Consider the following 11,422-nt stretch of genomic DNA (forward strand, 5'->3'; position numbering starts at 1 on the left):
CTGTGGAAAATGTCATAGTGGTGCAAACCCAGGATTTCGATATGCAAACCTTGTATCAACAGTTACGTCAAACAAATACCACTGACGGTGCTATCGTAATTTTTACTGGTTTGGTCAGAGACTTTCATCACAACCTCCAGGTGTCCGGTCTTTACTTGGAACATTATCCGGCGATGGCACAAAAAGCATTGCAACAGATTGTCAGTGATGCGCGGCTAAGATGGGAATTAGGTCGGGTAAGCGTCCTTCATCGGGTAGGGCAGTTAGCCCCCGGTGAACAAATTGTGTTTGTAGGCGTGACCTCAACTCATAGACAAAATGCGTTTGCGGCCTGCGAGTTTATAATGGATTATTTAAAGACTAGGGCGCCGTTTTGGAAAAAGGAAATGACTAACGAAGGGCAACACTGGGTTAGCGCAAAGCAACAAGACAAGGCGGCAACGGATAGATGGGATCGATAAAATGGAGTTGCATACTGCTATTAGCGTTCGTTTTGACCTCTAATGCTGAACAAAAGGTTAGTGTGGCTGTTGCGGCTAACTTTAAACCTACAATAGAGCACCTTATCGACCAATACGAGGTGCTTAACCCACAAGTGCATATTGCCGTTTCCAGCGCTTCGACCGGGGTGCTTTTTGCTCAAATCCAAAGAGGGGCACCCTTTGATATATTTTTGTCTGCCGACAGTGCCAGACCTAAATTACTGGAACAAGAGGGCTTGATCCTAAAGGGGAGTCGGCAAAATTATGCCTTCGGACAGCTGGTTTTATGGGCCCCGGACGAGCATCAAACTGACAAAAACAGTTTGCACAGCCTTAAGGGAAAATTGGCCATTGCCAATCCGAAGTTGGCTCCATTTGGCCAGGCCGCCAAAGTTGCATTACAAAGATTAGGGTATTGGCAAAACGTTGGACCGCACTTGGTGATGGCCAATAATGTGCAACAGGTTAACCAACTGATATTCAGCGGGGCCGCACAAATGGGTTTTGTGGCATTAAGTCAAGTATTGGAGCTCCCCAAACCTCAATATTGGCTATTGCCGAGCAATTATTATCCACCTATCACTCAGCAAATGGTTATTTTAAACCGAAGAAAAACGGGTTCGGCAAAACATATCCAAGCAGTACATGGTTTTTTTGACTTTATTTTAAGTACACAAGGGCAGGGGATCGTTCACACAAATGGGTACCAGAGCGCGGCAAAACAAGAGAACCGTAGAGTAAGACCGGATGTTCGATAACCCGATTTGGCAAGCCGTTTGGTTGACCACAAAGCTGGCGACATTTTCTACGTTATTACTGTTCGTGTTGGGCTTACCGTTGGCTTGGTGGTTGAGCCAAACCCGCTCATATCTAAAACCCGTGGTGGACGCGGTGATCACGCTACCACTTATCCTCCCCCCCACTGTACTTGGCTTCTATTTGTTGGTGATGTTCTCCCCTAAACACGCTTTTGGCGGTCTGTGGTTGGATATATTTGACTCACCTTTGGTATTTTCATTTTACGGTCTGCTGATAGGATCGGCGGTGTACAGCATGCCTTTTGTGGTACAGCCTATACGTGATGCCTTTCGTAAAATTGATAAGGATTTACTGGACGTTAGTCGCACTATGGGCGCAAGCAAGGGACAAATTTTTCGCTTTGTTATATTCCCCCTCAGTAAACAAGGTATTACCACGGGTTGTATCCTGGGATTTGCCCATACGATAGGTGAATTTGGCGTAGTACTGTTAATCGGTGGCAATATTCCCGGTGAAACCCGGGTACTGTCGATTGCTTTATATGACTTGATCGAAACCATGCAAATGGATCAGGCCAATCAGTTGGCGGCAGGTTTACTTGGATTTTCGTTTACGGTGCTGTTACTGGTGAGTTATCTGCAAAGGCGTGAGTAGAAAACTTGTTAGCAGATAATTTGCAGTTTTTGCCTTGATGTAACTGGATTTGGCGATAAATGTATCAAAAATTTCTAGGCCTGAGCACAAGCAATACGCCCAGAAAAAACGTCTAGATGCGTGTTATGCATTAGCTTTTTATTAGGCTAAAACTGATATCTCCACCATTTCACTGGTTGGATGATTTAACACACTTTAGGACGAAGGGAGGCGATTCCTAAATATTAGTGACTCAATCTAGCCAGCAATATTTAGGCTATTCAACTTGCCATAAATAGGATCTTAATCGTCGTTGCAGTCTTCTTTACATTCCCCATAGAGATAGAGACTGTGGTGGGTTAATGTCATATTATGCCGCTGGGCCACTTCTTCCTGGCGTCTTTCAATTACATCATCTTCAAATTCGATAACTTTGCCACAATTTAAACAAACTAGATGATCATGGTGTTTTTTATGGCTAATTTCAAATACAGACTTACCTCCTTCGAAATGATGGCGATTTAATATACCAGCATCATCAAATTGGTTAAGTACTCGGTAAACTGTGGCTAAACCGATTTCCTCACCGTGTTCGATGAGTAGTTTATAGACATCTTCAGCACTAATGTGCTGATTCGCGGGGGCTTGCAGAATTTCAAGAATTTTTAAACGCGGAAGCGTTATCTTCAAACCTGCTTTTTTGAGTTCTTTATTTTGTTCCATCGACCTGACTTAGCAATGATTCGAACCCCATTATAATGGACTGAGCCGAATATGAAAGGTGTAAGGCGGTGTTTAAAATAATGAATGGGTGAATTCAGACAAATTTATATATTGCCACCATGCGCACAAATAATTTCATCGGAAAATACTGTAATAGAGGGATTAAAGAGATTTTAGTAACATTTAACAACGCTTGCTATTTCCTGGTGGAAAATGGCGATAACACGGTCCCGGCAAGGCTTTTTAGCCGAGGATAAAGGAGTTTAAGATATCAGGTTAAAATAAACAGAAAATAAAACAGGGAACATCTGCTCCCTGTTTACGTACTGATATTACAACAATTCGGCCAAACACATTTCTTCGTAAATTTGTTTACACCAACCTTTGACCCGACTATCAGTCAATTCCGGTTGACGGTCCTCGTCTATGCCTAAACCAACAAAATTATTCTCGTCAGCCATACCTTTTGAGGCTTCAAAATCATATCCCTGGGTTGGCCACTGACCAATTAGGATCGCGCCTTTGGCTTCTACTATGTCTCGCACCATGCCCATGGCATCGAGAAAATATTCTGCGTAATCTTCCTGATCACCGCAGCCGAAAATGGCAACTAACTTATCTGCAAAATCTATTTCTTCCAACTCCGGGAAAAAATCGTCCCAATCACATTGAGCTTCACCATAATACCAGGTTGGAATACCAAATATGAGTAAATCAAACTCGGCAATATCTTCCTTACTGCTCTTTGCAATATCACGCACATCGATCAGACTCTTGCCCAGTTCTTTCTGGATCATCTTTGCAATATGCTCAGTATTACCTGTGTCACTGCCGAAAAATAGGCCTACGCTCGCCATCGTAAGGGGTACCTCAAAAATCTAAAATTAATTACTACTGGCTAAGTGCCAGCGCCATTAGTTTGCCAAAATAATTGCACCACACCTTTAAATATAAAACCGGCGGCACCTAGAAATAAGACTAAATAAACAACGACTCTACCAATCACAGGAACGTCGTTTTTCTTCAAAATGTCATGTACAGCAAACCCCATGAGTAAAAATAAACCGACTAAGGCAAGATTTAATACAATAGCTTCAATCTGTTCATAATATTTACTTAACATGCATACTCTATAATTCAACTTACGGCGCTACTTTAACATATTGCCTTTTGCTTGAAAAAAACTAATTCAACAAAAATGTGCTGATGTGCCGGGCGCACACTTTTGGTTGTTCGGCATGTAACCAGTGGCCCGCATTACTAATTGTTTTTAAGCGACTATCAGGAAATAAAGTCAGCACCAGATTGCTATACTCACTGGCTAAATAATCCGACAGTTCTCCCTTAAGGAAAAGTACGGGTTTAGGGTAGGGAACGTCGCAGTGAATGGCTTGGGATAAGAGTGAATAATCCCTATTCAACAAGTTTAAATTAAAACGCCATTGCCACTTATGATCTTGTTGGAACAAACTTTTGAGTAGAAACTGACGCACTGACGCTTCCTCGAGATAGGTACTCATTACCTGATCAGCCTCTTTTCGCCCCTGTAACAGACTCAAATCCACTGCTTTTAATCCGGCTAATACCTTTGTGTGACGAGCTTTATAAGCGACCGGCGCAATATCCAAAATGACCAGCTTAGTCACTAACGTTGGATTGCTTAACGCCAGTTGCATGGCTACCTTTCCACCCAAAGAGTGACCAACCAAGGCAACCTCGGGTAGACCAAGGTCGGTTATCAGCCCCTTAATTGCTTCTGCATAGCCGTTAAAACTGAATTTATCGGTAAAACTAGATTTGCCGTGATCCGGTAGGTCTATGGATAAAACCTGAAATTCACTTTGCAGCTCTCGCCTTAACATTGCCAGGTTATCCAAACTACCAAACAGACCATGAATTAATATAATCCATGATGCGGTTGATTTATCCGAATCTATACGATAGTTAATATTAGAAGTAATTATGTAAGACCTTTAGAGGATATAAATAATTAGCTATTTACAACTAATTAACCAAGCTAATTTCAAAATGGTCGCGTTGAGTTACTCATTTGATCGTTTGTGACTATATTAAGTATTGATCCAGTGATTTACCTGATTCAAGCGCCGCAGCGTATACTTTAGGCATTCTGCCAATTCCTGTCCAGGTATGTTCATTGCCTTCGCTATCACTCAGCTTATATTTGATGGGCCGTTTTTGCCCAGTGCGAGCTGATTTTTTGGCAGGCTCTACTTGGCGTAAATCATCAAGCCCTAAACCGGCATCTTCGAGTTGGGCGAGAATACTATTTAATTTTTCTTGTTTAGCTTTTTGCTCAACAAGTTGTTCCTTTTCTTTTTCTTTGCGGTTTTCAATTATATTGTTTAGCTTGTCCGCCACTGTTACAAGTTCTTGAACAGATAATTCCTTTACTGCTCCTTGTAACCGACGTCCGTGTGTTAATATATTAATAAAATCGTTCATAAATCACCTTTTTGATATGTATACATTAGATAGGTAGCAACATATATTTTTAGCTCATATTTGGCAATGAATTTATATTTATTTAATCAATTATTTGTAACTTTTAGCTATTTTATTCATTCAAAGCATAGAAAGCGAAATTATTTTCGCTTTCTATGCTTGTTACATGTGAACTACATATTTGGATAATTAGGACCGCCGCCACCTTCGGGAACGACCCATTTTATATTTTGAGTCGGATCTTTGATATCGCAGGTTTTACAATGCACACAATTTTGTGCATTAATTTGCAGTGCTTTTTCACCTTGCGGGGAATCAACAATCTCGTATACCCCTGCAGGACAATAACGCTGTGCAGGTTCGTCGTACAAAGCCAAATTTACGATAATGGGAACCCTGTCATCCAGCAGTTTCAGGTGACAAGGTTGATCTTCTTCATGATTGGTATTGGAAATAAATACCGAAGACAACTTGTCAAAACTAAGAATACCATCCGGTTTCGGATAATTTAATTTCTGACAGTCCTTCGCGGATTGGATTTGCTCGTGATCTTTATTTTCATCTTTTAAGTCGAACCCCAAATTTCCCTTAAACCAATTTTGCTCCAGGGTATTAAAAGCACCACCAAAAAAAGTACCGAATTTATGTAACGCTGCACCGAAATTTCTGGATCTAAACAACTCGTCATATAACCAGGAGTCTTTAAAGCTAACGCTATAATCCTCTAAATCCTGACCACCTTTGGCGTCGTTTGCCGTGAGTGTTTTAAATAGCGACTCTGCGGCTAACATGCCGGATTTCATGGCGGTGTGATTACCTTTTATTTTCGCAAAGTTTAATGTACCCGCATCACAACCTACCAATAACCCGCCGGGAAAGGTCATTTTAGGTAACGAATTAAACCCGCCTTTAGCGATCGCCCTGGCACCGTAGGAGACACGTTTACCGCCTTGCAGATACTGTTTGAAAACCGGATGATGTTTCATTCGCTGGAAGTCATCGAAGGGACTCAAGTGCGGATTGGCATAATTGAGATCGACTATCAAACCGACTAAAACCTGATTGTCCTGGGCATGGTAAAGGTATGACCCGCCCGTTACATCCGTAAGCGGCCATCCTGCGGTGTGTACAACCAACCCTTCTTGGTGTTTGGCCGGTTCAATTTCCCAAATTTCTTTAAAACCTATGGCGTAGTGTTGCGGAGCTTTACCCGCATTGAGGGAAAAGTTATCTATCAATTCTTTGCCTAGATGTCCCCGGCAACCTTCAGCAAATACGGTATATTTGGCTTTAAGTTCCATACCTGGCATGTAAGAATCTTTGTGTTGGCCCGTTGCACTGACCCCCATATCACCGGTGATAACCCCCCCAACACTGCCATCTTGGTTGTAAATCACGTGTGATGCTGCAAAGCCGGGAAATATTTCAACACCCAGTTGCTCTGCCTGCTCTGCCAACCAGCGGCAAACATTGCCCATGCTGACGATATAATTGCCGGTATTGTGCATGGTTTTTGGGGTCATTATGGCTGGTAACTTTTGGGCTTTTTGCTCATCACGCAACAGATAAATGTGGTCTTCGGTAACTTTGGTTGTAATGGGCGCGCCTCGCTCCTGCCAATCGGGAAACAACTCATCGAGTGCGCGGGTCTCGAATACCGCTCCAGATAAAATATGCGCCCCTACTTCTGAACCTTTCTCTACCACACACACCATTAACTCTTGTTGTGCATCTTGGGCCAACTGCATTAATCGACAAGCAGTAGAGAGTCCAGCTGGACCAGCACCGACAATGACAACATCAAATTCCATCGATTCTCGTTCCACCAGTTTCTCCTTTATTATAAATATCTATTAGTTAAAAAAATATATTTCTGCCGCTTTATCGTCCGTTTTGCCGCGTTGCGGCATAAATAATCATCATTGCTACTGATAATCTAAACACTCGTCCCCGAGCAAATATAAAGCTTAAAGGCCTCAATCCCGCTGCCTCAGCGCTTTTCTAGCGCCTTGCTGTATAGTCTAAGTCATAGGGCGTAAGCTGTACTCATCCCGTAATTATTAGTTGGCTATGTTGTGCTTATTCGTTGACGTTTGACAATAAGGCGTGTTTTAGCCCATTGAGCGAGAGTAGTGTTGGTTGACGCTTACGTCAACAAAAAGTAAATTAGCCACCACCTACGTAAATGTGATGTAAATTGCATTGTTTTGTTGCTTAAACGCCTGTCGAAAGAGGTGAAAATGAAAATATTAGTGCCGGTAAAACGCGCCATAGATTATAACGTTAAAGTTCGCGTTAAGGCCGATCATAGCGCAGTGGATTTAACCAATGCCAAGATGTCGATCAATCCTTTTTGTGAAATAGCGGTTGAAGAAGCTGTTCGTCTCAAAGAAAAAGGGGTGGCCACAGAGGTGCTGGTTGTCTCTATTGGTGAGAAGGCCTGCCAGGAGCAGATCCGCACGGCATTGGCATTGGGTGCCGACCGTGGTTTACATATAGAAACTGCTGACAAATTAGATTCGTTGCAGATCGCTAAATTATTACAAAAAGTAGTTGAACAGGAATCACCAGATTTGGTTATTCTGGGTAAACAGTCTATTGATTCTGACAACAACCAAACCGGCCAAATGTTAGCAGCCCTAACCGGTATGCCTCAGGGAACCTTTGCCTCCGAGGTTGTGGTGGAAGCCGGTAAAGTCAAAGTGACCCGAGAAATCGACGGGGGTCTGCAAACCTTAGAATTAACCTTGCCAGCTGTAGTGACCACGGATCTTCGTTTAAATGAGCCGCGTTATGCTTCGCTGCCAAACATCATGAAAGCGAAACGTAAACCCTTAGAGGTAAAAGCCGCCAGCGAGTTTGGGGTTAACTTGACGTCGAACGTAAAGGTACTGAAAGTTGAACCGCCAGCTCAGCGCAAAGGTGGTGTTAAAGTGGCTGACGTAGCGGAATTGGTGGATAAACTTAGAAATGAGGCAAAGGTGATCTAATGGCAATTTTAATGTATGCAGAACATGACAATGAGCACCTTAAATCTGAAACCCATAAGCTAGTTCACGCAGCGGCTAACATGGGCGATGAGTTGCACCTTTTGGTAGCGGGAGCTAATTGTGCCGACGTGGCCAAACAAGCGAGCAAAATTCAGGGTGTGACTAAAGTGTTGTTAGCTGACAATGCTTCCTATACTCATCAATTGGCGGAAAATATCGCCGATCTGGTAGCTGAAATAGGTAAGGATTACAGTCATATAATGTGCGCTGCGACCACGACGGGTAAAAACTTTATGCCTCGAGTTGCGGCTATGTTGGATGTGGCACAAATTTCAGACGTTATTGGGGTGCAAAGCAGCGATACCTTCATTCGTCCAATCTATGCGGGTAACGCCATTGCCACCGTGCAATCTTCGGATGTAATCAAAGTGTTAACGGTCAGAACGTCAACCTTTGATGCCAATAGTGAAGGAAATGACGCGCCTGTTGAAACCCTGGATTTGGTCAAAGAATCGACTACCTCGCAATTTGTCAGTGCCGAGCTGACCAAATCAGAAAGACCAGAGTTAACGGCAGCAGATATAATAATCTCCGGTGGTCGTGGCATGCAAAACGGTGAGAACTTCAAATTGCTTGAGGGCATCGCGGATAAGTTAGGTGCCGCAATGGGCGCTTCGCGAGCTGCGGTCGACGCAGGTTTTGTACCGAACGATATGCAAGTGGGTCAAACGGGTAAAATTGTTGCGCCTCAACTTTATATCGCAGTGGGTATTTCTGGGGCGATCCAACATTTAGCCGGTATGAAGGACTCCAAAGTCATAGTTGCCATTAATAAAGATGAAGAAGCCCCCATTTTCCAAGTGGCCGATTATGGCTTGGTTGGCGACTTATTTGATGTGCTTCCTGCATTAGAAGCCGCTTTATAAATTAATGATAAATCATTACTTATGCCGCTTCCCAGAAGCGGCATTTTTGTATGTATCACTGTTTATACATCAGCAACTACCTTAGGTTTGCGCGGTGCAATCAAGGATTAAATCCTGATCACTGAGTTTTCATCTGATGAGACAGGAGACATCACATAATCATCCGCATGTCCGTCATTCTCATAGGCCGTCTGATTGAGCAAATACCTGAACTGATAATCCTTGTCCACGGGTAAGTCCAAGGCGGCAGAGAATCCGCCATTCTTAAGTTTTTTCATGGGCGCTGCTTCACCGTTCCAGTTATTAAAATCTCCAACAATACTGACAGAATTTGCTGCTTTGGCTTCATCTTTGGATAATTTGAAAGTCACTTTGCAAACAGGTTTAGATTTAAGATACAGTTTTTTAAACGCCATGGTGTTCCCCTATTGATAATCAAATGCCAATTTTTTGCAATAGCTAAAATTGTGTAAAGATGACACCTAAGGTGTCGTGAAATTCAACTGCCCCATTATGAGGCGGTTGATATAAAATGGTGCAAGCTATCTTGCCGCAGTCTTTTGTCCTCGATAGTTTACTACCTCCCTAATATACATAGTAAAAAGTAACAGGTAATGACAGTTTCGCCAATCTGATGAGTAAGTCACAAATGCACTGAACTTAATATTGTGTACCCGTGCAAAAAACATGCAATATATTCAAAAGTAAAGGTGTCGTTTTTAGGAACAAGGGGATTTTACAAAATTAAACCTTGCCCAAGGAGTCATACCCTGCATTAGCTCGTACAATGCTGGCTCAGGCTCAACGAGCCAGATTCAGTTATATATCAGGGATCAACAATAAAAGCAGGCCTGCCGGTCTTGATTGTCACGCTAGTTATAGGCGTGTCGGCACTGATGGTTTCGATAAAAAAGGTCCCAGAGCAAAAAACGGTCGAAGATAAAGATTTTGAGTCAACGCAAAGGCCATAACCACTCAAGATCTGAATTTCATTGTGAAGTCACAAGGGACAGTCACGCCGTAAATTCAAACGATTTTCAGTGCGCAAGTCACCGTTAGGACCGTCAAAGCGTCTGACTCTTTTATTGAGGGGGAATGTTCCGTAATGGGGATTTATTAATCCCGATAGAACCGTTCGACTACAACACAGATTTAAAACGTTATGAGACAGAACGGGCTCAAGCCAAAGCTGCTTTGTTAGAGGAACATGCCAGGTCATCTTGGAGTTTCACCAGGATCACTGCCCATAGCTATTAGCCATAGTCATTGGCAAAGCCTTAGCGTTTGAATTTTTTGCCGTACTGACTGGGTGACAGGCCCGTATGTTTTTTAAATAAGCGGGTAAATGAACTTAAGTCATCATAACCAACCTGACTGACGATCCGCTCTATAGAATCGGCACTCACTTCAAGACGCTTTTTGGCCGCCTCGATACGCACGCCTTGTAAATAGGACAAGGGACTTAGCTCGGTAGCCTGTTTAAAGCGTCGGATAAACGTACGTTGAGACAAGTTAACTTGTTTGGAAATCTCGCTTACCTGGATTTTTTCGGCGAAGTGCGCTTCCAGCCATTCCTGGATCTGGAGTATGTCACTATCTTGATGATACTTTTTCGTCCGTAAAGATGCATAAGCCGACTGTTCCCCTCGTGACAGGTCAATAACATGGGCTTTGGCTGTAGTGGTAGCTATGTCATGGCCGCAAAATCGCTCGATCAACAGTAAGGTCAAATCGAACCAAGCCATACCACCACCGGAACAATAGATATTGTCCTGATGGGTGATCAACCTATGAGCCTGCAATTTCACCTGGGGATAGCGACTTTTAAATAGCTCGGCATAACCCCAATGGGTAGTGGCATAGCGGTTCTCCAAAATACCCGCCTCCGCGAGAAAAAAAGCACCACTGCAATTGCTGGCAATATCCGCTCCGTTGAGGAAATGTTTCCTGATATGGGGTAACAGCGCCATATTGTTTCCCAGTACCTCTTCTGGTACCCCACCTATAGTCGGTATAAGCAGTAGGTCGGTTTGCTGCACTTTTTCAATAGCAATATGGCTATTGAGCTCTAATTGATTAATACAACGCACCGGTTTTCCTCCTAGGGAAGCAATTTGCACCTCAAACAGTGGTGTAATGGGTAAACCTTGCATGCGTTGCCAGGTGACACCGGCCAAGGCAAACAGATCAAGGGCACCGGTTATGGCACTCCCATAGGCCTGGTTAAAACCTAAAATGGTTACTTTAAACACAAATTCACCCTAACTATAAATGAGCCTTTATTGATTGTATAAGGCCAGGTGATATCTGGCCGAAATGACCATTATTATGTCATATATGACAGTTAAACGTGTCGGGAAAATTTGACAATATTGTCCCCTGTTAAGCAGATATTGATTTTGTCACCCGTGACCCAGCTTTTCCATTTCGGTCACTTGAGTCTGTA

At 43.0% G+C, this 11,422-nt stretch carries 13 protein-coding genes; 5 read left to right on the top strand and 8 right to left on the bottom strand.

All coding sequences use genetic code 11. The features are described from left to right. Positions 1 to 2: 2 nt before the first annotated feature. From moaE to modB, 3 genes are read left to right on the top strand one after another with little or no spacing between them, the layout of a single operon-like run. Complete coding sequence (moaE, locus tag AC3RV5_RS11570) at positions 3 to 461, top strand: molybdopterin synthase catalytic subunit MoaE (RefSeq protein WP_489727805.1); 459 nt, start codon at positions 3 to 5, stop codon at positions 459 to 461. After that, a complete protein-coding gene (gene modA / locus AC3RV5_RS11575) occupies positions 449 to 1,240 on the top strand; it encodes a molybdate ABC transporter substrate-binding protein (protein WP_489727806.1) in 792 nt (263 codons plus the stop codon). Before moaE ends, modA begins: the two co-directional genes overlap by 13 nt. Next, entirely contained in the window at positions 1,230 to 1,895 is a 666-nt protein-coding gene (modB, locus tag AC3RV5_RS11580; RefSeq protein ID WP_489727807.1) for a molybdate ABC transporter permease subunit, read from the top strand. The genes modA and modB overlap by 11 nt, the downstream gene beginning before the upstream one ends. A gap of 282 nt (positions 1,896 to 2,177) precedes the next feature. Here modB and fur read toward each other — a convergent pair whose 3' ends face one another. The 6 genes from fur to AC3RV5_RS11610 form a co-directional block, all read right to left on the bottom strand. After that, positions 2,178 to 2,597, bottom strand: a complete 420-nt coding sequence (fur, locus tag AC3RV5_RS11585; protein ID WP_489727808.1) for a ferric iron uptake transcriptional regulator — start codon at positions 2,595 to 2,597, stop codon at positions 2,178 to 2,180. Between the two features lie 332 nt (positions 2,598 to 2,929). Next, positions 2,930 to 3,454 carry a flavodoxin FldA gene (gene fldA, locus AC3RV5_RS11590; protein WP_489727809.1) on the bottom strand — a complete coding sequence of 175 codons (525 nt, stop codon included), beginning with the start codon at positions 3,452 to 3,454 and terminating at the stop codon, positions 2,930 to 2,932. A 41-nt stretch (positions 3,455 to 3,495) separates the two neighbouring features. Continuing rightward, the gene (locus tag AC3RV5_RS11595) at positions 3,496 to 3,720 is read right to left on the bottom strand and encodes a DUF2788 domain-containing protein (protein WP_489727810.1); all 225 of its coding nucleotides are present in this window, start codon (positions 3,718 to 3,720) and stop codon (positions 3,496 to 3,498) included. A 61-nt stretch (positions 3,721 to 3,781) separates the two neighbouring features. Continuing rightward, on the bottom strand, positions 3,782 to 4,459 hold the full coding sequence (locus tag AC3RV5_RS11600) for an alpha/beta fold hydrolase (RefSeq protein WP_489727811.1): 678 nt from the start codon (positions 4,457 to 4,459) through the stop codon (positions 3,782 to 3,784). A gap of 202 nt (positions 4,460 to 4,661) precedes the next feature. Then, positions 4,662 to 5,060, bottom strand: coding sequence for an H-NS histone family protein (locus AC3RV5_RS11605; protein WP_489727812.1), 399 nt, complete (start codon positions 5,058 to 5,060; stop codon positions 4,662 to 4,664). A 173-nt stretch (positions 5,061 to 5,233) separates the two neighbouring features. After that, entirely contained in the window at positions 5,234 to 6,886 is a 1,653-nt protein-coding gene (locus AC3RV5_RS11610; protein WP_489727813.1) for an electron transfer flavoprotein-ubiquinone oxidoreductase, read from the bottom strand. A 414-nt stretch (positions 6,887 to 7,300) separates the two neighbouring features. On the opposite strand from AC3RV5_RS11610, the gene AC3RV5_RS11615 reads away from it, so the two are divergent. After that, positions 7,301 to 8,050, top strand: coding sequence for an electron transfer flavoprotein subunit beta/FixA family protein (locus AC3RV5_RS11615; RefSeq protein ID WP_489727814.1), 750 nt, complete (start codon positions 7,301 to 7,303; stop codon positions 8,048 to 8,050). Continuing rightward, positions 8,050 to 8,976 carry an electron transfer flavoprotein subunit alpha/FixB family protein gene (locus AC3RV5_RS11620; protein ID WP_489727815.1) on the top strand — a complete coding sequence of 309 codons (927 nt, stop codon included), beginning with the start codon at positions 8,050 to 8,052 and terminating at the stop codon, positions 8,974 to 8,976. The genes AC3RV5_RS11615 and AC3RV5_RS11620 overlap by 1 nt, the downstream gene beginning before the upstream one ends. 107 nt (positions 8,977 to 9,083) lie before the next feature. Here the strand turns inward: AC3RV5_RS11620 and AC3RV5_RS11625 are convergent, their stop codons facing one another. Continuing rightward, positions 9,084 to 9,392 (bottom strand): isoamylase early set domain-containing protein, encoded by a 309-nt coding sequence (locus AC3RV5_RS11625; protein ID WP_489727816.1) that lies wholly within the window; start codon positions 9,390 to 9,392, stop codon positions 9,084 to 9,086. Between the two features lie 861 nt (positions 9,393 to 10,253). Further along, a complete protein-coding gene (locus tag AC3RV5_RS11630) occupies positions 10,254 to 11,228 on the bottom strand; it encodes a GlxA family transcriptional regulator (RefSeq protein WP_489727817.1) in 975 nt (324 codons plus the stop codon). Positions 11,229 to 11,422 lie beyond the last annotated feature (194 nt).

The organism is Paraglaciecola sp. IT1134, from assembly GCF_058068185.1.